Consider the following 23,092-nt stretch of genomic DNA (forward strand, 5'->3'; position numbering starts at 1 on the left):
CGCGCCCGCGCGTTGGCCGGGCCGAACCGTCAGCCAGCCGGCCACGGTGACCACTGGGCGTACGGCCGCCGCCGGCCGCGCCCCGGTGGCCGGCTCGCGTCCGCTCGCTCACGGCGTTGTCACCTCGTTGCAAATTGTCGCGCTGGGCGCCTCGCGTGCCGGTGGAGTCGCCCGTTCCGGCAGGGCGTGGCTGCGGATGGAGGGTAACGGCGTCGGCTCGGTAACCGCCACTGTGGCACCGCCCATGCGCGCAAACGTTATCCCACGGTTTCGGACATTTGGGCCATAACCGGTTTTCGAGAATACCTACCTGTCGTCCAACGCCGCGGGCCGGTTCCACCGCCGCCATCGTCCGTTGCGGAGGTGGCCGCGCGCCGGCCCGCCGCACGAGGGCGTGCGACGGGCCGGCGCGACGGAAGCGGCCAGCCTCAGACCGCGACCCGGCCGCCGTCGACCGGCAGCACCGCCCCGTGTACGAAGCTCGCCCGGTCGGTGGCCAGGAAGGCGATCGCCTCGGCGATCTCCTCGGCCGAGCCGGGGCGGCCGGCCGGAGCCTGGGCGGCCAGCTGGTCGAGGTCGTCACCCATTCCGGAGGTACCGGAGGTACGCGTCGGCCCGGGGCTCACCGCGTTGACCCGCACCCCGGAGGGGCCGTACTCGGCGGCCCAGGACTTGGTCAGCAGGACCAGTGCGGCCTTGCTCGACCCGTAGAGGGCCATCCCCGCGGCACCGAACTCGGCAACCATCGTGGTCACGTTGATGATCGCTCCACGGCCGCGCTTGGCCATGTCCGGCGCGAGCTCGGCGACCAGGAAGAACGGGGCCTTCACGTTCAGCGAGTACACCGCGTCGAAGTCCTGCCCGGTGGTCTGCTCGGTCGGGCCGAACGGGTAGACACCGGCGTTGTTGACCAGGATGTCCACCTCGCCGACCAGTTCCCTGGCCCGGCCGGCCAGCGCCCGGGCCGAAGCCTCGTCGCGCAGGTCGACGGCCAGGAAGTCCGCCTCGCCGCCAGCCGCGCGGATCTCCCGGACCACCTCGTCGCCCCGGCCCGCGTCCCGCCCGGAGATCACCACGCGGGCACCCCGCTGGGCCAGCGCCACAGCGGCCGCCCGGCCGATGCCGCTGGTACCACCGGTCACCAACGCGGCCATTCCCTGCAGTTCCATGATCTACTCCACCCACATCTCGTGTCGCACGAAGCAACAGCTTCAGTCGGGGCGCTCTGTCCCGACCGATGGGTGTAAGTCGCGCGGGGGGTGAGGCTTTCCCGCCGGGCTGGTGGGGCCGCTTATGGCCGCCATAAGCGCCAGCCGGTCTACTCGCCTGCCTGCTCCGGCGCCCGGTCCTCCAGAGCGGCGACCAGGTGACCGAGATCGCGTCGACGTGAACTGGCCGGCCAGGCCGCCCAGGTACGCCGCACCAGGGGACCTCCGGCCAGGGGCACCCAGGCCAGCGACTCCGGGACGGGCTGCTGCCAGTTCGGCGGCGCGAGCGCGAACGCCCCGCCGGCGATCACGGCGGCGAGCTTCACCGGTGCGATCAGCTCCTGCCCCTCCGGGGCGACGAGGCCGAGGTCCAGTCCGTGACCGCGCAGGATCGCGGTGACCTCGTCGTACCAGGTGGGGCTCCCCGAACGGGGAAAACCGACCCAGTCCAACCCGACGAGGGCGTCCAGGCGGACCCCGTCCGGCCCGGCGAGCCTCGTCGCGTGGTCGGCGGCGAGCAGCACCCCCAGTCGCTCCTCCAGGACCAGCGTGGCGTCCAGGTCGGGGCCGATCGGGTGCTCCCGCACCAGGCCCACGTCGAGCTCGTCGACGCGCAGCGCGGCGATCTGGGCCGCGGTGGACATGTGCAGGGCCTGGACGCGGGTCGCCGGGTAGGACTCGGCCAGCGCGGCGAGCGGGCCGGTCAGCAGGTGGGCGGGGAGTTCCAGCGGGACCCCGAGCCGCAGCACGCTGTCGCCCGCCCCGGTGTGCCGGGTGACGGCGGCCACCGCCTGGTCGTACCGGGCGAGCACCGCGCGCGCCTCGGTCAGCAGCGTCATGCCGGCCTCGGTGGCCTGTACGCCGGTGCTGGTGCGCACCAGCAGTTGCAGCCCCAACTGCCGTTCCAGTCCGCTCACCTGTTGCGACAGGGCGGGCTGGCTCACGTGCAGCCGCCGTGCCGCCCCGGAGAGGCTGCCCTCCTCCAGGACCACGACGAATGCCCGCATCTCGCGCAGTTCCACGCGCCCATGGAACCACGCTCGCCGACGCCGCCTCCCGCAACGGGCCACCGGCGGTCCGCTGGCGCACACCGGTCAGGGGTGCTCCATGACCAGCACCGCGAGGGTGCCGGGTGTCAGCGCCTCGTAGCGGTGTGGCGCGTCGCCGGGGAACGTCGCGTAGTCGCCGGGGCCGAGCTCCACCAGGCTGGTCTCCGGGCCCACCCGCAGCCGGCCGGCGGCGACCACTACGTGCTCGACGCTGCGCGGGGTGTGCGCGTCGGCGGTGCGGACCGCGCCCGGCTCCAACTCGATCAGGTAGAGGTCCCGCCGCAGGTGCGCCGGGCCCGCGCTGAGCAGCGTGCCCGTGAAGTCGGCCTGCTCCGAGCGGACCTGCGGACCGTCCCCGGCCCGGATGACCCGCACGCCCTCGTCGGTCGGCTCGACCAGTCGGCCGAACGGCACGCCCAGCGCCACACTGAGCGCCCAGAGCGTCTCCACGCTCGGGTTGCCGGTCCCGGACTCAATCTGGGACAGGGTGGAGCTGTCCACCCCGGCCCGGCGGGCCAGCTCGGTCGGCGAGATGCCGACCCGTTCCCGTTCGCGTCGCAGCGCGGCGGCGATGATGGCCAGCGGGGGAGCCGATTCGGCGGGCGTGTGTTCGCTCATCGGATCATTGTTCGGTGTGACGAGCAGTGCGGCGGTGCTCACCATGGTGAACACCGCCGTACGGTACAACGCTGCCGCCTGCGAAGCGGCCCTGGTCGCGCCGCGGACGGCGGCGAGCCGGGATTAGGCCCGGGTCAGACCTTGTCGCCGATGGCGACCTGCGGGGCCGGGGCGCGCATCCGCCGGAAGGTGATCGAGCGCATGACCGCGTACAGGTAGAGCGAGCCCATCCGCTGGTCGGTCTTCGGGAAGCGTTCCCGGACCAGCTTGCCGATCCTGCGGCAGATCAGCACCGAGTCGACCAGCACGCCGAGTGCCAGCGCGCCCCAGAGCACGTTGGAGATCAGCCGCACCAGCGGCGGCATGGCCGAGTTCGAGCCGATCAGCACGATCAGCGCGCCGCCGAAGAACCAGGTGCCGACGGTACGCCGGGAGTCCACCACGTTGCGGGCCAGCAACCGCTCGGGCCCGCGGTCGCGGGGGCCGCCCTCGCGGCGGAACTCCGACGCGGCCTCGGCGCGCAGCTGCCGGCGGCGCTCCCGCTCCTCCTCCTTGGTGAGGGGGCGGGTGGGGCCGGCGGGCCGGCGACCGGCGACCGGCCGCTTCGGCGTCTCCCGACCCTTGGCCGGGGTGTAGGCCCGGGGGCGCGCGGAGGTCTCCTCGGGCGTCACGGACGTGACGGCCTCGTCGACGAGGTCGGTGGGCTTGCGGCGAAACAGCGACGGCACGCGGCAAGGGTAGCCAACGCCTCGCGCCCGGTGCACATCGCGGTGCACCGGGCGCGAACGGAAGGTGTTCGAGGTTACGGGCGCTCGGCGTGCGCGCCGAGGTCGGCGAGCTTCGCCTCGAAGTCCTCGTAGCCCCGGTTGATCAGGTCGACGCCGTACACCCGGGAGGTGCCCTCGGCGGCGAGTGCCGCGATCAGGTGGCTGAAGCCGGCCCGCAGGTCCGGGATGACCAGGTCGGCGGCGTGCAGCTTGCTCGGCCCGGCGATCACCGCGGAGTGCTTGAAGTTGCGCCGGCCGAAGCGGCACGGGGTGCCGCCCAGGCAGTCGCGGTAGACCTGGATGTTGGCGCCCATCGAGTTCAGCGCCTCGGTGTAGCCCAGCCGCTGCTCGTAGACCGTCTCGTGGACGATCGACAGGCCCCGCGCCTGGGTCAGCGCCACCACGAGAGGCTGCTGCCAGTCGGTCATGAAGCCGGGGTGCACGTCGGTCTCCAGCGCGACCGCGTTGAGTTCACCGCCCGGGTGCCAGAACCGGATGCCGCCCTCCTGGCCCGGGTCGCCCAGCTTCGGCGGCCGGGTGTCGGTGACCTCGTACTCGCCGCCGACCGAGCGGAAGATGTTGAGGAAGGTCATCATGTCGGCCTGCTGCGCGCCGAGCACCTCGACGTGGCCGCGGGTGGCCAGCGCCGCCGCCGCCCAGCTCGCCGCCTCGATCCGGTCCGGGATGGGCCGGTGCGTGTAGCCGTGCAGCTTCTTCACGCCCTGGATCTCGATCACCCGGTCGGTGTGCACCTTGATGATCGCGCCCATCTTCTGCAGGATGCAGATCAGGTCGATGATCTCCGGCTCCACCGCCGCGTTGCGCAGCTCGGTGACGCCCTCGGCCATCACCGCGGTCAGCAGCACCTGCTCGGTGGCGCCGACGCTCGGGTACGGCAGGGCGAACTTCGTGCCGTGCAGCCCGTTCGGCGCGGACAGGTGCAGCCCCTCCGGCCGCTTGTCGACCGTGGCGCCGAACTCGCGCAGCGCCTGGAGGTGGAAGTCGATCGGGCGCGGCCCGATGTGGCAGCCACCCAGGTCCGGGATGAACGCGTGCCCGAGCCGGTGCAGCAGCGGGCCGCAGAACAGGATCGGGATCCGGCTGGAGCCGGCGTGCACGTTGATCTGGTCGGTGCTGGCGCTCTCCACGTTCGCCGGGTCGAAGACGAGCTCGCCGTCCTCGTCCCCGTCGCTCACCTTGACGCCGTGCAGCCCGAGCAGACCTCGGACCACCTCGACGTCACGGATCTTCGGCACGTCGAACAGCCGGCTCGGGCTGTCGCCGAGCAGCGCGGCGACCATCGCCTTCGAGACCAGGTTCTTCGCGCCGCGCACGCGGATCCGCCCTTCGAGCGGAGTACCTCCGTGCACGACCAGGACGTCGTCGGTCAACGCAACCTCCAGCGCGTCGGTGCTGCCGTGTTGTTGGTGGGGCGCGCGAACTCTCTCGCTACCCCGGATGCGGCCATGTCGAAACGGCCCGCTTGCGTCGTCGCTCCGGCAGCATAGCCCTCGGTGACGGAAAAGGACTCGGTCACACCGGCGTGAGGGGCACTAATCGGTGATCCGGCACTTTTGCGTACCAAGGGGGCTACGTACGGTGATCAGACCGCGACCGGCGGGGTGTCCGCGCCGGGCAGGGCGAGCATCTGGTCCAGCGCCACCCGGGCGTGGTGCGCGGTGTCCTGGTCGACGGTGATCTGGTTGACCACCCGGCCGGCCACCAGCTCTTCGAGGGCCCAGACCAGGTGCGGCAGGTCGATCCGGTTCATGGTCGAGCAGTAGCAGACCGCCTTGTCCAGAAACATGATCTGCTTGTCCGGGTGCGCCAGCGCCAGCCGGCGGACCAGGTTCAGCTCGGTGCCGACCGCCCACGCCGAACCGGCCGGGGCCGCCTCGATGGTCTTGATGATGTACTCGGTGGAACCGACGAAGTCGGCGGCCGTGACGACCTCGTGCCGGCACTCCGGGTGCACCAGCACGTTCACCCCGGGCACCCGCTGCCGGACGTCCTCGACGCTCTCCAGCGTGAATCGGCCGTGCACCGAGCAGTGCCCGCGCCAGAGGATCATCTTGGCGTCCCGCAGCTGCTCGGCGGTGAGGCCGCCGTTGGGCTTGTGCGGGTCGTAGAGCACGCAGTCGTCCAGCGACAGGCCCATCTCCAGCACCGCCGTGTTGCGGCCGAGGTGCTGGTCGGGCAGGAAGAGCACCTTCGACCCCTGCTCGAACGCCCAGTCCAGGGCACGCTTGGCGTTGGAGGAGGTGCACACCACACCGCCGTGCCGACCGACGAAGCCCTTGATGTCGGCCGAGGAGTTCATGTACGTCACCGGCACCGTGTCGGCGGCGATGCCCAGCTCGGTGAGGGTGTCCCAGGCCGCCTCGACCTGACCCAGCACCGCCATGTCCGCCATCGAGCAGCCCGCGGCGAGATCCGGCAGGATCACCCGCTGCGCCTCGGAAGTCAGGATGTCGGCGCTCTCGGCCATGAAGTGCACGCCGCAGAAGACGATGTACTCGGCGTCCGGGCGGGCCGCGGCCTCCCGGGCCAGCTTGAACGAGTCACCGGTCACGTCCGCGAACTGGATCACCTCGTCGCGCTGGTAGTGGTGCCCCAGCACGAAGACCTTGCTGCCCAGCTTCGCCTTCGCAGCCGTGGCGCGCGCCACCAGGTCCGGGTCGCTGGGCGCCGGCAGGTCGCCCGGACACTCCACGCCGCGCTCGGTGGCGGGGTCGCTGCCCCGGCCGAGCAGCAGCAGTGCCGTCGCGGTGTTGGAGGGTTCCAGCCAGGTCGAAGTCACGTACCCCATGCTCCCACAGCGCGGGCGCGGCGCAGCGTCGGTCGGTGTGTGCTGCCACACTGCTCGGCATGCGCGTGCTGCTCTGTCCGGACAAGTTCGCCGGCACCCTGCCCGCACCCGAGGTGGCCGCCGCGGTGGCCGCCGGCTGGCGCACCGTGTCGGGCGGGGACGACCTGCTCATCCGGCCGCTCGCCGACGGCGGGCCGGGCTTCGTCGAGGTGCTCGCCGACGCCCTCGACGGCCGGCGGCTGCCGGTGCCGACGGTGGACCCGTTGGGCCGGCCGGTGCCCGGTGAGATCCTGCTCACCGCCGACGGCGCGACCGCCTACCTGGAGAGCGCCCAGGCGTGCGGGCTGCACCTGCTCGAAGCGGACGAACGTGACCCGAAGAGCACCACCTCGTACGGTCTGGGCCTGCTGGTCACCGCCGCGGTGGAGAGCGGCGCCCGGACGGTGGTGATCGGGCTCGGCGGCTCCGGCACCAATGACGGCGGCGCCGGCATGCTCACCGCGCTGGGTGTGACCCCGCTCGACGGCACGGGGGCGGCGCTGCCCTACGGCGGGGCGGCCCTGGCCGCGGTGGCCGCGCTGGACGGCGCCCCCCGACTGCGGGGCGCCCGGCTGGTCGCCGCCACCGACGTCGACAACCCGCTGCTCGGCCTGCACGGTGGGAGCAACGTGTTCGGCCCGCAGAAGGGCGCCGACCGGGCCGACGTGCTGCTGCTCGACGCCGCGCTTGAGCGCTTCGCCCAGGTGCTGGAGCGCGACCTGCCCGGCTGTCCGGCGTCCATCGGCACGCTGCCCGGCGGCGGGGCGGCCGGTGGGATCGGCGCGGCCATCCTGGCCCTCGGCGGCGGCTGCGAGTCCGGCATCGGCCTGGTCACCCGGGCCACCGGACTGGACCGTGCGCTGGACACCGCCGACCTGGTGATCACCGGTGAGGGCTCCTTCGACCACCAGTCGCTGCGAGGCAAGGTGGTCGCCGGGGTGGCCGCCGCGGCCCGCGACCGGGGGGTGCCCTGCGTGGTGGTGGCCGGCCGGGTGAGCACCGGCCGGCGGGAGGCGGCCTCGGCCGGGGTCACCGACGCGTACAGCCTGGTCGAGCACTTCGGCGGGGAAGAGGGCGGTGGGCTCGACGCCGCCATGAGCCGACCAGCGGACGGGCTGCGCGAGCTGGGCGCCCGACTGGCCCGGCAGTGGAGCCGCTGAGCGCGCCCACCTGCGCCGCCGGTCACGCCACCCGGGTGCGGCGGCCCGGGGCGGCGTACGATCGGGATCAGGACCACACCGGGAATCACTGGACGACGCGCGATGTTGGCCAGTGCGTCCGGACCCATACCGCGCAGGGAGACTTCCACGTGACCACGCCAGCGCAGACCGAGTCGACCGAGGCCAAGGCCCCTACTTCCGTCGTCCTCACCGACGTCGCGGCGCAGAAGGTCAAGGCCCTGATCGAGCAGGAGGGCCGCGACGACCTGCGGCTCCGGGTCGCGGTGCAGCCGGGCGGCTGCTCCGGCCTGCGGTACCAGCTCTTCTTCGACGAGCGTTCGCTCGACGGTGACGTCGTCACCGACTTCGGCGGCGTCGAGGTCGTCGTCGACCGGATGAGCGCCCCGTACCTGGCCGGCGCCACGATCGACTTCGCCGACCGGATCGACGCCCAGGGCTTCACCATCGACAACCCCAACGCGGGCAACTCCTGCGCCTGCGGCGACTCGTTCAGCTGAGTCGCACCACGCACCACCGGCGGGGCCGTCCTTCGGGGCGGCCCCGCCGTCGTATGTCCGGCCGATCCCGCGGCCAGGAGGGTGGCCGGGGCGTTGCCGTTGTCCGACCGACCGGACACTGACGGTTTGCCGGGCCGGTAGGCTGACCGGCGCCCTGCTCCCGACCCCGAGGGTTGACATGAAGATCGCCGTGACCGGCTCGATCGCCACCGATCACCTGATGAGCTTCCCGGGTCGCTTCGCCGACCAGCTCATCGCCGACCAGCTGCACAAGGTTTCCCTCTCCTTCCTGGTGGACGACCTGGTGCTGCGTCGCGGTGGGGTGGCGGCGAACATCGCCTTCGGCATGGGGCAGCTCGGGCTGCGCCCGGTGCTGCTCGGCGCGGTGGGCGCGGACTTCGCCGACTACCGCTCCTGGCTGGAGCGCCACGGCGTGGACTGCGACTCGGTGCACGTCAGCGAGGTGGCGCACACCGCCCGGTTCGTCTGCACCACCGACACCGACATGTGCCAGATCGCGTCCTTCTACGCCGGTGCCATGAGTGAGGCGCGCAACATCGAGCTCGCCCCGGTCGCCAACCGTCTCGGCGGGCTCGACCTGGTGCTGGTCAGCGCCAACGACCCGGAGGCGATGCTGCGGCACTCCGCCGAGTGCCGGACCCGGGGGTACGCCTTCGCCGCCGACCCGTCCCAGCAGCTCGCCCGGATGGGCGGCGAGGACGTGGTGGCGCTCATCGAGGGCGCCGAGTACCTGATGACCAACGACTACGAGAAGTCGCTGCTGCAGAGCAAGGCGCAGTTGAGCGACGACCAACTGCTGGACCTGGTCAAGGTGCGGGTCACCACGCTGGGCAAGCACGGCGTGGAGATCGCCGGCCGCGACTTCGACCCGATCCACGTGCCGATCGCACGGGAGATCCGCGCGGTCGACCCGACCGGGGTGGGCGACGGCTTCCGGGCCGGCTTCTTCACCGCGCTCTCCTGGGGCCTGGGCCTGGAACGCGCCGCCCAGGTCGGCTCGCTGCTGGCCACGTTGGTCCTGGAGACCGTCGGCACCCAGGAGTACGAGGTGCGCCGCGACCTGTTCGTCAAGCGCCTGGCCGAGTCCTACGGCGACGTCGCCGCCGACGAGGTCCGCCCGCACCTGCTCCCGTAGCGGCGCGCGGCGGTCAGTGGCTGCGGCGGACGTCGTAGGCGGGGCCGTCGGGACCGGTGATCGCGGCCAGGAACTCCTGGCCGCGCATCCGGCACCAGGCGGGGATGTCCACCGCCGCCGCCGGGTCGTCGGCGAGCACCCGGACCACCGTGCCGACCGGCACGTCGGGCATCCGCCGGGCCACCGCGATGACGGGCAGCGGGCACCGCTGGCCCCGGCAGTCGATCACCTCGTCCGGCATCGTCACGACCGCCTCCCTCGACAACCGGTCCCCACCGTCACAGCCCCGCCACCCCGGCCTCCGCCCGCAGGGCGGCGACGATCCCGGGCAGCTCGGCCAGGAACCGGTCGACGTCCGCCTCCGTCGTCTCCCGGTGCAGGCTGATCCGCACGTTCCCGTGCGAGAGCACGCCCATCGCCTCCAGCACGTGCGAGGGCCGCAGCGTCGACGAGGTGCAGGACGAGCCGGACGAGACCGCGAAGCCACGCCGGTCCAGTGCGTGCAGCAGCGCCTCGCCGTCGACGTACAAGCAGGAGAACGTCACCAGGTGGGGGAGCCGGTCCACCGGGTCTCCGACCACCTCGACGTCCGGCACCCGCGCCGCGACGCGCTCGCGGATCCGGTCCACCAGCGGCGCCAGCCGGGCCGCCTCGGCCGCGGCGTCGGCCGCCGCCGCGCGCAGGCTCGCCGCCGCCGCCACTACCGCGGGCAGGTTCACCGTGCCGGGGGTACGCCCAGCCTCCCGGTCGTCGGCCGGCCAGGGCGACTCCCAGCGGGTGCCCTTGCGGACGACGAGCAGCCCCACCCCGGGTGGCCCGCCCCACTTGTGCGCGCTGGCGGTCAGCACCGACCAGCCCGCCGGCACGGGCACCCGGCCCACCGACTGGGCCGCGTCGACGTACAGCGGCACTCCGGCCTCGGCGCACGCGGCCGCCGCCTCGGCGACCGGTTGCAGGGTGCCCACCTCGTGGCTGGCGGTGATCAGGGCGGCCAGCGCCACCCCCGGAGCGCGTACCGCTTCCCCCCACTCGGGCAGGTCCAGCAGACCCAGCCGGTCCACCGGCACGGAGACGGCGGTGCCACCCCCGGCGACGTGCCGTTCCGCGGCGTGCAGCAGGGCGGAGTGCTCGATCGCCGAGTGCACCAGCGTCGCCCCGACCCGACGCCGGCCGGTGAGGCCGCCGAGCACCGCGCCGTGCGCGGCCGCCGTACCGCTGGGGGTGAACGACACCTCGTCGGCGCGCACGCCGAGCACCTGCGCGGTGGCCTCGCGGGCGGCGTCGAGCAGCTGACGGGCACGGCGGGCCTGGCCGTAGAGCTTGCCGGGGTCGGCCCAGCCGTCGTCGAGGGCCGCCAGCAGCGCCTGCCGGGCGACCGGATGCAGCGGCGCGGCGGTCGCCGCGTCGAGGTAGACCGGGGAAGCGCTCACGGTGCCGCCTTCTGTTCGCGACTGCGGGGCTCGCAAGCCCGGCTCACTCCTCGCGCTCACGGATCCCTACGCTATCGCGGTGGTATGCCCAAGATCCCCCCGATGGGGGCGGACAGTGACCCCAACACGGTCCAGCCCGTCATGGTCGAGTAATCTGCGACCGTCGGTGACGCCTTTGCCGCCGGTGCTCAGAGAAGCCCGCACCGCGGCGCGCTAGGGAGGCAGGACCAGGTGGTCGCAAGGAGTTCGGAGGTACGGCCGTCGGCCGTACGGCACAGCGCTTCCCAGGGAGTCGGTGGACGCCGACGGCGAGGCGCTGGGCGGCTCGCCGGGCTCGGCCTCGGCGGCGTCGCGCTGCTGGTCCTGCTCACGGGTTGTGACGTCGGGCAGACGTTCGACGGCTTCGGCTGGCCGCAGGGCGGCATCTCGGCCGAGTCCCGGCGGATGTACGACCTGTGGATCGCCTCCTGCATCGCCGCGCTCGCGGTCGGCGTCTTCGTGTGGGGCCTGATCTTCTGGTGCGTGGTGCGCTACCGCAAGCGGGGCAACGCCCTGCCGGTGCAGACCCGCTACAACATGCCGATGGAGTTCCTCTACACCATCGCGCCGATCCTGATCGTCTCCGTGCTCTTCTACTACACGGCGATCGTGCAGACCGACGTGAACAAGACGACGAAGAACCCGGACGTCACGGTCGAGGTCGTCGCCTTCAAGTGGAACTGGCAGTTCAACTACCGCGACGGCCAGGGCACCGAGGCGCGCACCACCGCGTCGACCCTCGGCACCAGCGAGGTCATCCCGGTGCTGGTGCTCCCGACCAACCGGTCTATCCGGTTCGAGGAGACCAGTCGCGACGTCATCCACTCCTTCTGGGTGCCGGAGCTGCTGTTCAAGCGGGACGTCATGCCGGGCCAGATCCGCAACGTGTTCGAGGTCTCCAGCCTCGAGACCGAGGGCGCCTACGTCGGCCGCTGCGCCGAGCTCTGCGGCAGCTACCACGCGTTCATGAACTTCGAGCTGCGGGTTGTCTCGCCGGAGAAGTTCGACCAGTTCCTCGCGGCCAAGCAGGGCGGCAAGTCCACCCAGGACGCGCTGAGCGCCATCGGCGAGGAGCCGTACGCGGAGACCACCGTGCCGTTCGAGACCCGGCGCACGACCAGCAACTTCAACCCGGACACCGCTCCGGCCGGCGCGGGAAGCTGAGGCAGAGCCATGAAGACCGAATGGCGCATCTTCCTGATCATCGCCGCGTTCCTCGCCGGCGCCACGATCCTCTACGGCGCCTGGACGGGCGGTGAGTCCGGCCGCGTCGAGTGGGTGGGCACGATCGCTCTGCTGCTGTCCTTCCTGCTCTGCACGATGTGCGGCGGCTTCTTCTGGTTCGTCTCCCGCCGCATCGACCTGCGCCCGGAAGACCGGGCGGACGCCGAGATCGCCGACGGCGCCGGTGAGGTCGGCTTCTTCAGCCCGGGCAGCTACTGGCCGTTCGGTCTGGCGCTGGCCGCCGCGATCGCCGGCATGGGCCTGGTGTTCTGGCAGCTCTGGCTGGTGGGTGCCGGTCTGGCTGCGGTCATCGCCGCCGCCTGCGGCCTGCTGTTCGAGTACTACACCGGTACCCGGCGCACCGCCGAGCACTGACCCACCCGGCCGCTCGCGCGGCCGACCCCGCACCGTCACGAAGGCCCGCCCCCTCGGGGAGCGGGCCTTCGTCGTGCAAGCCCGGCGGTCGCCCGGTGGCCGGATGACCGACCGGACCACCGGCTCGGCCCGGTGCGCGGTCGCCAGGTTGGCGATGTGGCGGCTTCGGCCCGGCGTGATCGCGCCACATCGGCGATGTTGCGCCACGTGGCCAGTGAGGAACCGACTCGGCGCAGGTCAGGCGGCGCGGCGGTGAGCTGGTGGGCGGCGGCGCTGGTCGGCCAGCCGGGTCGCAGCGAACGTGAACGTGGCGATCAACACGCCGGCCCCGCAACCAGTGCAGACCAGCTCGGGACAGTCGACGCCGTGACCGTCGACGCACGGTGGAGCCTCGAACGGCGCCACGCCCTCGCAGACGTCGCAGTACAGCTCGCGGTCCGACACGGGCGTCTCCTCTCACCTCGACGACCACTTCCGAAGCGACAGACGGCGCTCGACGGAAGCGGAGAACTACTCGGCTGTAGTTTCCCACGCGGGTCCGACATTTCCCCGCGCGCCGTCACATGCGCCCTTCGTCCGTCCGGGCGCGGCCGGGCAAAGCGCCCGGTTACCAGGCTCGCTGGCTTGATCCACTCGACATCAAGGAAACCGGCCTTTCCAGGTCACCGGACGCCCCGACTTCAAGGATCTCGAGTCGATCAAGCCCGGCCCCGCGCCCGACCCACGCCTGGCCCCACGCCCGGCCGCGTGCCCGGTCCACGCCGGGCCCCCGCGAGTCCGCGCGAGTCCGCGTCCGGCCCAAACCCCCGCCCGCACCCAACCCAAGCCCGGCGCGCATCCAACCCAAGCCCGGCGCGTGCCCGGTCCGCGCCCAGCCCGTGCGAGTCCGCGCAGGCCCGCGCCGGTCCGGCCCGTGACGGGGACGTCAGGCGGTGGTGGCGATCTCGATCCAGCGGTCGAGGGTGGCGGCTGCCGCGCCGGAGTCGATCGACTCGGCCGCCCGGTCCAGGCCGGCGCGCAGGGCCTCGGTCAGGTCGCCGTCCAGCGGGCCCTGGGTGGCCAGCGCCGCCGCCGCGTTGACCAGCACCGCGTCCCGTACCGGGCCGGTCTCGCCGGCCAGCAGGCGACGGGCCACGCCGGCGTTGTAGGCGGCGTCACCGCCACGCAGGTCCGTGATGGTGGACCGGGGCACCCCGAGGTCCGTCGCGTCCAGCACGGCCTCGCGTACGGTGCCACCCTGCGCCACCCAGACCCGGGTGGGGGCGGCGGTGGTGAACTCGTCGAGCCCGTCCTCGCCGCGCATGACGATCGCCGAGTCGCCGCGGCCGGCGAACACGCTGGCCATCACCGGGGCCATCCGGGCGTCGAAGCAGCCGACCGCGCCGGCCCGGGGCCGGGCCGGGTTGGTCAGTGGGCCGAGGAAGTTGAAGAAGGTGGGTACGCCGACCTCGCGGCGGACCGGACCGGCGTGCCGCATGCCGGGGTGGAACCGGGCCGCGAAGCAGAACCCGATGCCCGCCTCCTGCACGCAGCGGGCGACCTGCTCCGGGCTGAGGTCCAGCGGGATGCCGAGGAACTCCAGCAGGTCGGCGGTGCCGCACAGGGAGGAGGCGGCCCGGTTGCCGTGCTTGACCACGCGTACGCCGGCGCCGGCGACGACCAGCGCGGTCATCGTGGAGATGTTGACCGTGTGGGCGAGGTCACCGCCGGTGCCCACCACGTCGAGCGCGGTGCGCCGCAGCTCCTCGGGGAGCACCACCGGCACCGAGCGACCCAGCATCGCCTCGACCAGGCCGGCCAGCTCGGCCGGAGTCTCGCCCTTGGCCCGCAGCGCCACGGCGAAGCCGGCGATCTGCGCCGCGCTGGCCGAGCCGGTCATGATCTCGTCCATCGCCCAGGCGGTGTCGGCGGTGGAGAGCTCGTCTCCGCGCAGCAGCGCGTTGAGCAGGTGCGGCCAGGTCCGATCGCCCATGGCGGGCCTCCCGAGCGTACGAAATGCGGGTGGGCTGGAATCGGCGCCGGCGGGTCCGGCGCCGTGGCGGTGCCGGAACGGGGACGTCAGGCGGGTGCGTGCGTCCGCAGCAGCTCGGCCACCGTGGTGCCGGTGGTCACCGGGTCGAGCGGGTGCACCAGCGTGGCGTCGACCTCGGCGTACGCGGCGAGCCATCGGTCGGCGGCGCGGGCGATCACCACGCAGGTCGGGGGGGCGTCGTCCCGGTCGTCCTTGATCTGTCGGGCGATGCCGATGCCGCCGCCCGGGCTGGCCTCGCCGTCGAGCAGCAGCAGGTCGATCTCGTAGTCGTCGACCAGGCGAACCGTCTCGGCGTACGTCGACGCCTCGACGAACTCGATCTGCAGCCCGGGCGCGGGCCGGGTGCCGACGGCGAGCCGCATCCGGTCACGGACCTGCGGGTCGTCGCTGTAGAGCAGGACGGTGCACTGACGATCGCTCATGGCTCGGCTGGCTCCCACCTCGTAGCTGCCCGCCGATCGTACCGGTCGGCGTGACGTACCCGACATCCCGCCCGGCGCCGGCGGGGCGGCGTACCGTCGGCGCAGCTCAGGCCGGGGACTCGGCGGCGCGTTCGCGGGCCTCCTGGCGGTCCAGCTCGCGGTCGACCCGGCGGGCCTCCCGCTCGGACTGCTTGACCCACTGCACCACCAGGACCGCGAGCATGGTCACACTGACGAATTCGCCACCGGCCCAGAGGATGCCGCCGGCGAGCACCTGGTCGTCCCAGGGGTCGGCCCAGCCCAGGTTGAGCGACGGGTACCAGTCGCCGCCGAAGAGGGTGGTGCTCTGCATGATGGTGAGCCCGAGCACGGTGTGGAACGGCACGGAGAGCAGCATCAGCAGTGCCCGCGCCGGGTACGGCCAGCGGCCGGGCAGCGGGTCCAGCCCGAGCAGCGGCCAGAAGAACACGCAGCCGGTCATGATGAAGTGCGCGTGCACCAGCTCGTGCGCCCAGGCGTGTTCCAGCGTGTAGCGGTACAGGTCGCTGAAGTAGAGCACGAACGGGTTCACCACGAAGATGGCGAACGCCACCAGCGGGAAGCTGTAGACCCGGGCGACGCGGCTGTGCACGATCGCCAGCAGGCGCTTGCGCGGCCGGACCGGCAGGGTCCGCAGCGCCAGCGTCATCGGCGCGCCCAGCGCCAGGAAGATCGGCGCGACCATGGACAGCACCATGTGCTGGATCATGTGCACCGACAGCAGCGTGGTGTCGTACTCGTGCAGCCCGCTGACCGTGACCAGCGCGATGCCGCCCAGGCCCGGGCCGAGGAAGAAGACGGTACGGGAGACCGGCCAGCGGTCCCCGCGGACGCGCAGCCGGTGCACCCCGTAGAGGTACAGGCCGGCGGCGAGCACCAGGCCGAGGGCCAGCCAGCTGTCCAGCCGCATCTGGGTCAGCACGGTGCCGACGGTGAACGGCGGCGGGGTCGCCTCGGCCCCGGCGGCGAGGGCCGGCGGGGTGGCCGCGAGCACACTGGCCGGGACGGCCGAGGTGGCGGCGAAGATCGGATCGACGTGCAGCACGCTTTTCAGGCTAGGCCAGGCGAACCGGACCTTGACGGTCGGGCCACGGATGGTGGGGGTTTGCCACCCCGCTGATCGCCGGCCCCGGTCAGGGGCAATAATGACGGCGTGACTGCGGCCCCAGCCATTGACAAGAGCCGGATCCACTCCCTGACCCGACCCAACATGGTCAGCGTCGGGACGATCGTGTGGCTCTCCAGCGAACTCATGTTCTTCGCGGCGCTGTTCGCGATGTACTTCTCGATCCGCGCAGCTGCGCCGGAGCAGTGGGAGAAGCACACCGAGGCGCTGAACATCCCGTACGCGACCACCTTCACGGTGATCCTGGTGCTCTCCTCGGTGACGTGCCAGCTCGGCGTCTTCGCGGCGGAGAAGGGTGACGTCCACGCGCTGCGGCGCTGGTTCACCATCACCTTCGTGATGGGCCTGATCTTCGTGCTCGGCCAGGTGAACGAGTACCGCCACCTGGTGGAGGACGGGGTGAAGATCAACTCCGACGGGTACGGGTCGATGTTCTACCTGACCACCGGCTTCCACGGCCTGCACGTGACCGGTGGTCTGATCGCCTTCATCATCTTCATGATCCGCACCACCATGGGCCGGTTCACCCCGGCGCAGGCCACCTCCGCGATCGTCGTGTCCTACTACTGGCACTTCGTCGACGTCGTGTGGATCGGGCTGTACGCCATGATCTACTGGCTTCAGTGATCTTGGCGCGTCACGTACCGCGCCGCTGCTCCGTCCCCTGAGACAAGGTCCAACCCGGTTAAGGACACAGCTCATGACTTCTGACAACGACCGCCGACGCGGTCTGCTCGCGCGGTTGCGCGAGCGGCCCGCCGCGCGCAGCAGGGGCCGCCGCCGGCTGGGCGCCGCGGTCCGGCTGTTCGCCGCGCTGATGCTCGCCGGCGGCGCCTACACCGTCTTCGCCCCCGGTGCGCAGGCGCAGGACAACCCGCCGCTGACCGGCGCCGCAGCCGAGGGCAAGGCGCTGTTCGACGTGAGCTGTGTGACCTGCCACGGACGCAACGCCCAGGGCGTCGAGGGCCGCGGGCCGAGCCTGATCGGCGTCGGCGCGGCCTCGGTCGAGTTCCAGGTCAGCACCGGCCGCATGCCGCTGGCCCGCCAGGAGGCCCAGGCGCACCGCAAGCCCCCGCTCTTCACCGACGAGCAGGTCCGCCAGCTGGCCGCGTACGTCCAGGAGCTCGGCGGCGGCCCGGCCGTTCCGGCCGGTGACAACCTGCACGAGACCGGCAACGTCGCGGCCGGCGGTGAGCTGTTCCGGGTGAACTGCTCGCAGTGCCACGCCTTCGGCGGCGGCGGTGGCGCGCTCTCCTCGGGCAAGTTCGCCCCGAGTCTGCGCCCGGCGAGCGACCGGCAGATCTACGCGGCGATGCTCAGCGGCCCGCAGAACATGCCGGTGTTCGGTGACAACCAGATCACTCCGGAGCAGAAGGCGAACATCATCGCCTACATCCAGGAGACGCTGAAGCAGGGCGAGGACCACGGCGGGTTCAACCTCGGCCGGTACGGGCCGTCCACCGAGGGCCTGGCCATCTTCCTGGTTGGCATCGTCGCGCTGGTCTTCGCTAGCCTGTGGATTGCGGGTAAGTCGTGACCGAGCGTGGCATCCGATTCAGTGCTGTGGTGCCACTCGGCACCGCCCGTAGCGAGGTGACGGCATGAGCACGCACACCGAGCACCAGGCCCAGCAGGGCCGGGAGCCGCTCGACGTGAACACTCCGGGGGTGTCCCGGTTCGACATCGTCCTCGAGGGCGCGCGTCGCGACGACATCGAGATCGTCCACTACGAGCCGCAGGTCGTCGCGGGCAGCAAGGCCGAGCGCCGGCTGACCCGGGTGGTGGCCGGCTTCTTCCTGATCACCGGCCTGGCGGCGACCGCCTTCCTGGCGATCTACATCTGGTGGCCGTGGCACTACGGCTCCGGCAGCGACAAGCTCTTCACCCCGCTGCTCGGCGCCACCCTCGGCGTCGCTCTGCTCGCCGTGGGCTTCGGCATCCTGACCTGGGGCAAGAAGCTGCTGCCCAAGGAAGTCTCGATCCAGGACCGGCACGAGGGCGCGGTGTCCGAGGACGACCGCACGATCACCGGCCAGACCATGCTCTACATGGCCGACGAACTGGGCGTGAAGCGCCGGCCGCTGCTCGGCATCTCGCTGCTGGCCGGCCTCGCGCCGGTCGCCGCGGTCGCCGCCGCGCCGCTGGTCGGCGGTCTGATCTCCGACCCGCACAAGAACAACCAGATGTTCACGACCGGGTTCGCCGCCGGCGAGGGTGGCCAGCGGATCCGCCTGGTCCGCGAGGACGGCCGTCCGGTCCGCCCGGCCGACATCAGCAGCGGTGGCCAGCTCACCGTCTTCCCGGGCATCGAGGAGGGCGTGAGCAACAAGCACGCCGACTCGCCGACGCTGCTGATCCACCTGCGCGACTCCGACGCGCAGGAGTCGCGCCGGAACAACGAGCGGGTCGGCCACGGCGACTACATGTGGGGCAACTACGCGGCGTTCTCGAAGGTCTGCACGCACGCCGGCTGCCCGGCCAGCCTGTTCGAGCAGCAGACCAACCGGCTGCTCTGCCCGTGCCACCAGTCCCAGTTCCTGATCACCGACAACGCCCGGCCCATCTTCGGCCCCGCCAGCCGGCGGCTGCCGCAGTTGCCGATCGAGGTGGACTCCGAGGGCTTCTTCGTGGCGAAGTCCGACTTCACCGAGACCGTCGGGCCCGACTTCTGGGAGCGGCCATGAAGCGTCGAAAGTTGGACCTGGCGGCGACGCCGGGCAAGGCCGCGGCGGGAGTGGATGACCGCTTCCAGGTGGCCACCCCGCTGCGCCGGCTGCTGAACAAGGTCTTCCCGGACCACTGGTCCTTCCTGCTCGGCGAGATCGCGCTCTTCTCGTTCGTCGTGCTGCTGCTGACCGGTGTGTTCCTGACCTTCTTCTACGAGCCGGCGATGACCGAGGTGGTCTACAACGGCAGCTACGCCCCGCTCAAGGGCACGCCGATGTCCGCCGCGTACGCCTCCAGCCTGGACCTGTCGTTCGACGTCCGGGGCGGTCTGGTGATGCGGCAGATGCACCACTGGGCGGCGCTGCTGTTCATGGCCGCGATCGTCGTGCACATGCTGCGGGTCTTCTTCACCGGCGCCTTCCGCAAGCCGCGGGAGACGAACTGGATCATCGGCTCGCTGCTGTTCTGGGTCGGCTTCCTGGCCGGCTTCACCGGCTACTCGCTGCCGGACGACGGCCTCTCCGGCACGGGCCTGCGGATCGCCTCGGCGATCATGCTGTCCATCCCGGTGATCGGCACCTGGGTCACCTCGTCGATCTTCGGCGGGGAGTTCCCCGGCGACATCATCATCAGCCGGTTCTTCATCGCCCACGTGCTGCTCATCCCGGGTCTGCTGGTCGCGCTGATCAGCGCCCACCTGGGCCTGGTCTTCAAGCAGAAGCACACCCAGTGGCCCGGCCCGGGCCGCACCAACGGCAATGTGGTCGGCGAGCGGATGTTCCCGCGGTACGCGCTGAAGCAGGGCGGCTTCTTCATGGTCGTCTTCGGCGTCATCGCGCTGATGGGCGGTCTGTTCCAGATCAACCCCATCTGGTACTTCGGCCCGTACGAGGCGTGGGCGGTCTCGGCCGCCAGCCAGCCCGACTGGTACGTCATGTTCCTCGACGGTTCGACCCGGCTCATGCCCGCCTGGGAGATCAACATCCCGATCGGCGACGGGTACGTCATCCCGCCGCTGTTCTGGCCGACGGTGGTGCTGCCCGGCATCCTGGTGGGCCTGTCGACGATGTACCCCTTCCTGGAGGCCCGGCACCTCAAGGACCGCAAGAGCCACAACCTGCTCCAGCGGCCCCGTGACGTTCCGGCCCGTACCGCGGTCGGCGCGATGGCGGTCGCCTTCTACCTGGTGCTGACGATCTCGGGCGGCAACGACGTGATCGCCGACAAGTTCCAGATCAGCTTGAACGCGATGACCTGGGCCGGCCGGATCGGCCTGCTGGTGGCCCCGCCGCTGGCGTACTACATCACCTACCGGCTCTGTCTGGGTCTGCAGCAGCACGACCGCGAGGTGCTCGCGCACGGCGTCGAGACCGGCATCATCCGGCGCCTGCCGGACGGCCGGTTCGTCGAGGTGCACCAGCCGCTCAGCGCGGCCAACGGGCACGCCGACGGTCACGGTGAGCTGGACTACGTCGGCTGGGTGGTGCCCAAGAAGATGAACCGGCTCGGTGCCCTCGGCCCGGCTGTCCGGGGCTTCTTCTACCCGATCGAGAAGCCGGTCGAGGCGCCGGTCTCGCCGGGTCACCCGCCGGTCGAGCCCCGGCCCGAGCGCGAGGAGATCGTCAGCGGCGAGAGCCGCCGCTGACCCCCCCCCGCGACCGTACGTCCCGTGGCGCCCGCCGGATCTCCGGCGGGCGCCACGGTCGTCTCCGGCGTACGCGCCGCGTCAATCGGCGGTGCGGGCGCCGCCCGAGTCGGACGCTCGGGCGGAGACGGGCTACCCCGCGCGACGGGGGATCGCAGGAATAACCCCGGTGAGCCGGGTATCCGTGCGGTCCAACGTCTCAAGGGGGGGAAGCATGTTGGGTATCAAACGTCTCGGCCTGCTGGCCGCGCTGGTGCTGGTCGGCGTAGCGCCGGCCGTCGCCGCGCAGGCCGCGGCGCAGCCGTCGTCGCAGGACACGCAGTACCTGCAGGCGATACACCAGGTCAACCTGTTCGAGATCACCGCCGGTGACCTGGCCCAGCAGAAGGCCCAGAACCAGGGGGTCAAGGACCTGGGCGCCATGTTCAAGACCGACCACACCCAGCTGGACCAGACGGTCCAGCAGATTGCGTCGCAGCTCAACGTCGAGCTGCCGAACGAACCCAGCGCCGACCAGCAGGCCGTCATCGAACGGCTGAACAACGCCAGCGGCGCGGAGTTCGACCGGGAGTGGGTGACCAGCGAGCTGGCCGGTCACGTCCAGGCCATCCAGGCCACCCAGACGGAGATCTCGCAGGGCTCCGAGCAGTCGGTGGTCCAGTTGGCGCAGAACGCCCTGCCGACACTCCAGGCGCACTACGACGAGCTGGTACGCCTGGCCAACCAGCTGGGCATCCCGGTCCCGCAGGCCAGCGCCAGCGGCACGCCGAACCCGGGCGGCGGCTCCTCGACGGCTCCGGGCGGCCCCACTCAGTCCCCGGCCCCGAGCGGCGGCATCACCGAGTCGCCGGAACCGGGCAGCGGCACCACCGAGCGGCCGGCTCCGAGCGGGAGCTGACGGCGCGGTAGCACGTACGCGGCCGGTCCACCCACGCGGTGGACCGGCCTCCGCGTGCGCGACGACGCGGGGGTACGGCGGCGGTCAGTCGGCGCTGGCGAGGCCGATCGCGAACGCCTCCTCCAGGTCGTGCTGCGAGTACGCCCGGAACGCGATGTGCGACTCGGTGTTCAGCACGCCCGGCACCTTCGAGATGCTGCCCGCGATGACCTGGGCGATCTGGTCGAACTCGCGGACCCGGACGATGGCGATGAGGTCGACGTGCCCAGCCACCGAGTAGACCTCGCTGACGCCGGGGAGGTTGGCCAGGTTCTCGGCCACCTCGGGGATCGCGTCGGTGGCGCAGTCGATCAGCACGATCGCGGTGATCACGGGACATTTCTCCGTTCGTCGGCGTCGTCGCCCATGCTAGATGCTTCCGCTGCGGCGGGGACGGTGCAGCCGTCACCGGCCCGGATGACGTCGCGCAGTCGCTCGCCGGTGTGCACCGTCGCTCCCGGCCAGACCACGGTGCGGTGCACGTCCCCGCGTACCGTCGCTCCGGCGCCGACCACCGATTCCGTGCAGCGGCCGGTCACCGTGGCGTCCGGGGCGACCAGGGTGCCGCCGACGCCGCCCGCTGCGTGCAGGTTGGCGGCCAGGTAGTCGGCCGGGGTGCCGGTGTCGTAGAAGGTGCCCGGGTACGGCACGACCTCGAGCGCACCGTCCGCCTCGGCCGGGCGCCAGACCGCGCGGACCAGGTCGGCGAAGACTACCGGCAGGTCCCGGACCAGCCGCCAGGGCAGCAGGGAGAAGCCGGTGAAGTGGTGCCCGGCGAAGGTGCCGGGCGCGCTGGGGTCCGCGGCCGGTTGGCCGAGCAGGCGTACCGCGTGGCCGTCCCAGCCGTCGAGCAGCGCGGCGATGTCCGGGCCCGGCGCGGCCGCCGGGTCGGCCAGGTACGCGTCGGCGTTGCCCACCAGCACCGGCCGCCCGTCGATCCAGTCCCGCAGGTTGGCCACCCCGCCGGCGGTGCCCAGCGGGTCGCCGGGCTCCACCGACAGGTGGGCCCGGTCGCCGACGTGGGCGATCACCTGGTCGGCGAGGTAGCAGGCGTTCACGGCGACCCGTCCGGGACCGCGCAGACCCAACCCGGCCAGCCGGTCCAGCGCCCGGTCCAGCAGCGGCACGTTGCCCACCGGGCAGAGCGCCTTGGGTAGGCGTTCGGTGAGCGGGCGCAGCCGGGTGCCCTCCCCGGCGGCGAGCACCACCGCGCAGACCTCGCTCCGCCCGGCGCCGGCATTGCCCGCCGCGCTCACGGGGCCGTGTCGGGCACCGGCGGCGGGAACTGTCCGGCCAGCGGCCCGATGTCGTAGTAGGCGAGCAACCGGGCGGTCGGCCAGGTCAGTCTGGGCAGGTCGTCGAGCGGGTGCCAGGCGGCCTCGAAGACCTCCGCGCCGTCGACCACCAGCTCGGTGCTGGAGGCCGGCACCTGCGCCTCGAAGACCACGTCCACCCAGCCCTTGGCGTGCACGATCGCGTTCGGCACCGCCGGGCGCAACCGGGCGGGGGAGAGCCGGATGCCGGACTCCTCGAACAGCTCGCGGGCCGCGCCCACCACCGGCGCCTCGCCCCGCTCCAGCAGACCGGCGGGGAGCGACCAGCCCTTGCCGGGCGGCTGGCGCAGCAGCAGCAGCCGACCTGCGCCGTCGGCCTCGGCGTCGCGAACCAGGGTGACCGCGCCGACGATGTACTTCGGCACGGCCAGCCGGACCAGTCGACGGCGCACCGGCAGCGGCAGCCGGTAGAAGACCTGGTAGGCGAAGGCCCGTCCGGTGACGCGGGAGCGGGGGATCATGACTTCAGGCTAGTGGTCGCGAATGGCGCTCGGACCC

25 protein-coding genes are annotated in these 23,092 nt (G+C 72.1%); 10 read left to right on the top strand and 15 right to left on the bottom strand.

The annotated features are described in order from the left end of the window. Positions 1 to 428 precede the first annotated feature (428 nt). The 6 genes from ACFOW4_RS25110 to nadA form a co-directional block, all read right to left on the bottom strand. On the bottom strand, positions 429 to 1,169 hold the full coding sequence (locus ACFOW4_RS25110) for an SDR family NAD(P)-dependent oxidoreductase (protein WP_377531983.1): 741 nt from the start codon (positions 1,167 to 1,169) through the stop codon (positions 429 to 431). 149 nt (positions 1,170 to 1,318) lie between these two features. Beyond that, a complete protein-coding gene (locus ACFOW4_RS25115; protein ID WP_377531986.1) occupies positions 1,319 to 2,230 on the bottom strand; it encodes a LysR family transcriptional regulator in 912 nt (303 codons plus the stop codon). 72 nt (positions 2,231 to 2,302) lie between these two features. After that, entirely contained in the window at positions 2,303 to 2,875 is a 573-nt protein-coding gene (locus ACFOW4_RS25120) for a helix-turn-helix domain-containing protein (RefSeq protein ID WP_377532125.1), read from the bottom strand. A gap of 134 nt (positions 2,876 to 3,009) precedes the next feature. After that, the gene (locus ACFOW4_RS25125; RefSeq protein WP_377531990.1) at positions 3,010 to 3,603 is read right to left on the bottom strand and encodes a DUF3043 domain-containing protein; all 594 of its coding nucleotides are present in this window, start codon (positions 3,601 to 3,603) and stop codon (positions 3,010 to 3,012) included. Positions 3,604 to 3,677: 74 nt separating this feature from the next. Then, positions 3,678 to 5,033, bottom strand: coding sequence for a UDP-N-acetylglucosamine 1-carboxyvinyltransferase (gene murA / locus ACFOW4_RS25130; protein WP_377531993.1), 1,356 nt, complete (start codon positions 5,031 to 5,033; stop codon positions 3,678 to 3,680). A gap of 212 nt (positions 5,034 to 5,245) precedes the next feature. After that, the gene (nadA, locus tag ACFOW4_RS25135; RefSeq protein WP_377531995.1) at positions 5,246 to 6,442 is read right to left on the bottom strand and encodes a quinolinate synthase NadA; all 1,197 of its coding nucleotides are present in this window, start codon (positions 6,440 to 6,442) and stop codon (positions 5,246 to 5,248) included. 68 nt (positions 6,443 to 6,510) lie between these two features. Here nadA and ACFOW4_RS25140 point away from each other — a divergent pair, with 68 nt between their 5' ends. The 3 genes from ACFOW4_RS25140 (at position 6,511) to ACFOW4_RS25150 (ending at position 9,324) form a co-directional block, all read left to right on the top strand. Then, positions 6,511 to 7,650, top strand: coding sequence for a glycerate kinase (locus ACFOW4_RS25140; RefSeq protein WP_377532128.1), 1,140 nt, complete (start codon positions 6,511 to 6,513; stop codon positions 7,648 to 7,650). Between the two features lie 149 nt (positions 7,651 to 7,799). Continuing rightward, positions 7,800 to 8,168: an iron-sulfur cluster insertion protein ErpA gene (gene erpA / locus ACFOW4_RS25145; protein ID WP_242793048.1), complete on the top strand. Its 369-nt coding sequence runs from the start codon at positions 7,800 to 7,802 to the stop codon at positions 8,166 to 8,168. Positions 8,169 to 8,346: 178 nt separating this feature from the next. After that, the gene (locus ACFOW4_RS25150) at positions 8,347 to 9,324 is read left to right on the top strand and encodes a carbohydrate kinase family protein (protein ID WP_377531998.1); all 978 of its coding nucleotides are present in this window, start codon (positions 8,347 to 8,349) and stop codon (positions 9,322 to 9,324) included. 13 nt (positions 9,325 to 9,337) lie between these two features. Here ACFOW4_RS25150 and ACFOW4_RS25155 read toward each other — a convergent pair whose 3' ends face one another. Together ACFOW4_RS25155 and ACFOW4_RS25160 are read right to left on the bottom strand one after the other, a co-directional pair. Beyond that, the gene (locus tag ACFOW4_RS25155) at positions 9,338 to 9,571 is read right to left on the bottom strand and encodes a sulfurtransferase TusA family protein (protein WP_377532001.1); all 234 of its coding nucleotides are present in this window, start codon (positions 9,569 to 9,571) and stop codon (positions 9,338 to 9,340) included. A gap of 31 nt (positions 9,572 to 9,602) precedes the next feature. Further along, positions 9,603 to 10,754, bottom strand: a complete 1,152-nt coding sequence (locus ACFOW4_RS25160) for a cysteine desulfurase family protein (RefSeq protein ID WP_377532003.1) — start codon at positions 10,752 to 10,754, stop codon at positions 9,603 to 9,605. A gap of 231 nt (positions 10,755 to 10,985) precedes the next feature. Here ACFOW4_RS25160 and coxB point away from each other — a divergent pair, with 231 nt between their 5' ends. Then, positions 10,986 to 11,957, top strand: a complete 972-nt coding sequence (coxB, locus tag ACFOW4_RS25165; RefSeq protein WP_377532005.1) for a cytochrome c oxidase subunit II — start codon at positions 10,986 to 10,988, stop codon at positions 11,955 to 11,957. A gap of 9 nt (positions 11,958 to 11,966) precedes the next feature. Then, on the top strand, positions 11,967 to 12,392 hold the full coding sequence (locus ACFOW4_RS25170; protein ID WP_377532007.1) for a cytochrome c oxidase subunit 4: 426 nt from the start codon (positions 11,967 to 11,969) through the stop codon (positions 12,390 to 12,392). A gap of 237 nt (positions 12,393 to 12,629) precedes the next feature. Here the strand turns inward: ACFOW4_RS25170 and ACFOW4_RS25175 are convergent, their stop codons facing one another. From ACFOW4_RS25175 to ACFOW4_RS25190, 4 genes are all read right to left on the bottom strand, one after another. Then, positions 12,630 to 12,836, bottom strand: a complete 207-nt coding sequence (locus tag ACFOW4_RS25175) for a hypothetical protein (RefSeq protein ID WP_377532009.1) — start codon at positions 12,834 to 12,836, stop codon at positions 12,630 to 12,632. A gap of 481 nt (positions 12,837 to 13,317) precedes the next feature. Next, complete coding sequence (trpD, locus tag ACFOW4_RS25180; RefSeq protein ID WP_377532012.1) at positions 13,318 to 14,364, bottom strand: anthranilate phosphoribosyltransferase; 1,047 nt, start codon at positions 14,362 to 14,364, stop codon at positions 13,318 to 13,320. A gap of 86 nt (positions 14,365 to 14,450) precedes the next feature. Beyond that, on the bottom strand, positions 14,451 to 14,846 hold the full coding sequence (locus tag ACFOW4_RS25185; protein WP_377532015.1) for a hypothetical protein: 396 nt from the start codon (positions 14,844 to 14,846) through the stop codon (positions 14,451 to 14,453). A 106-nt stretch (positions 14,847 to 14,952) separates the two neighbouring features. Further along, positions 14,953 to 15,930 carry a cytochrome c oxidase assembly protein gene (locus ACFOW4_RS25190; RefSeq protein WP_377532018.1) on the bottom strand — a complete coding sequence of 326 codons (978 nt, stop codon included), beginning with the start codon at positions 15,928 to 15,930 and terminating at the stop codon, positions 14,953 to 14,955. A gap of 108 nt (positions 15,931 to 16,038) precedes the next feature. Between ACFOW4_RS25190 and ACFOW4_RS25195 the strand changes: the two genes are divergently transcribed. From ACFOW4_RS25195 to ACFOW4_RS25215, 5 genes are all read left to right on the top strand, one after another. Beyond that, positions 16,039 to 16,638 (top strand): heme-copper oxidase subunit III, encoded by a 600-nt coding sequence (locus ACFOW4_RS25195; RefSeq protein WP_377532021.1) that lies wholly within the window; start codon positions 16,039 to 16,041, stop codon positions 16,636 to 16,638. A 73-nt stretch (positions 16,639 to 16,711) separates the two neighbouring features. After that, positions 16,712 to 17,548, top strand: a complete 837-nt coding sequence (locus ACFOW4_RS25200) for a cytochrome c (RefSeq protein ID WP_377532024.1) — start codon at positions 16,712 to 16,714, stop codon at positions 17,546 to 17,548. A 64-nt stretch (positions 17,549 to 17,612) separates the two neighbouring features. Continuing rightward, entirely contained in the window at positions 17,613 to 18,695 is a 1,083-nt protein-coding gene (locus ACFOW4_RS25205; RefSeq protein ID WP_377532026.1) for a ubiquinol-cytochrome c reductase iron-sulfur subunit, read from the top strand. Continuing rightward, positions 18,692 to 20,323, top strand: a complete 1,632-nt coding sequence (locus ACFOW4_RS25210; protein ID WP_377532029.1) for a cytochrome b N-terminal domain-containing protein — start codon at positions 18,692 to 18,694, stop codon at positions 20,321 to 20,323. The genes ACFOW4_RS25205 and ACFOW4_RS25210 overlap by 4 nt, the downstream gene beginning before the upstream one ends. 214 nt (positions 20,324 to 20,537) lie before the next feature. Next, entirely contained in the window at positions 20,538 to 21,221 is a 684-nt protein-coding gene (locus ACFOW4_RS25215; RefSeq protein ID WP_377532032.1) for a DUF4142 domain-containing protein, read from the top strand. A gap of 84 nt (positions 21,222 to 21,305) precedes the next feature. On the opposite strand, the gene ACFOW4_RS25220 is transcribed toward ACFOW4_RS25215, so the two are convergent. From ACFOW4_RS25220 to ACFOW4_RS25230, 3 genes are read right to left on the bottom strand one after another with little or no spacing between them, the layout of a single operon-like run. After that, positions 21,306 to 21,593, bottom strand: a complete 288-nt coding sequence (locus ACFOW4_RS25220; RefSeq protein WP_074313163.1) for an Lrp/AsnC family transcriptional regulator — start codon at positions 21,591 to 21,593, stop codon at positions 21,306 to 21,308. Next, positions 21,590 to 22,516 carry a sugar phosphate nucleotidyltransferase gene (locus ACFOW4_RS25225; protein WP_377532035.1) on the bottom strand — a complete coding sequence of 309 codons (927 nt, stop codon included), beginning with the start codon at positions 22,514 to 22,516 and terminating at the stop codon, positions 21,590 to 21,592. The genes ACFOW4_RS25220 and ACFOW4_RS25225 overlap by 4 nt, the downstream gene beginning before the upstream one ends. Beyond that, entirely contained in the window at positions 22,513 to 23,055 is a 543-nt protein-coding gene (locus tag ACFOW4_RS25230) for an NUDIX hydrolase (RefSeq protein ID WP_377532037.1), read from the bottom strand. The genes ACFOW4_RS25225 and ACFOW4_RS25230 overlap by 4 nt, the downstream gene beginning before the upstream one ends. Positions 23,056 to 23,092 lie beyond the last annotated feature (37 nt).

The sequence above is a fragment of the Micromonospora sp. GCM10011542 genome (assembly GCF_042650685.1).
Classification (GTDB): Bacteria; Actinomycetota; Actinomycetes; order Mycobacteriales; family Micromonosporaceae; genus Micromonospora.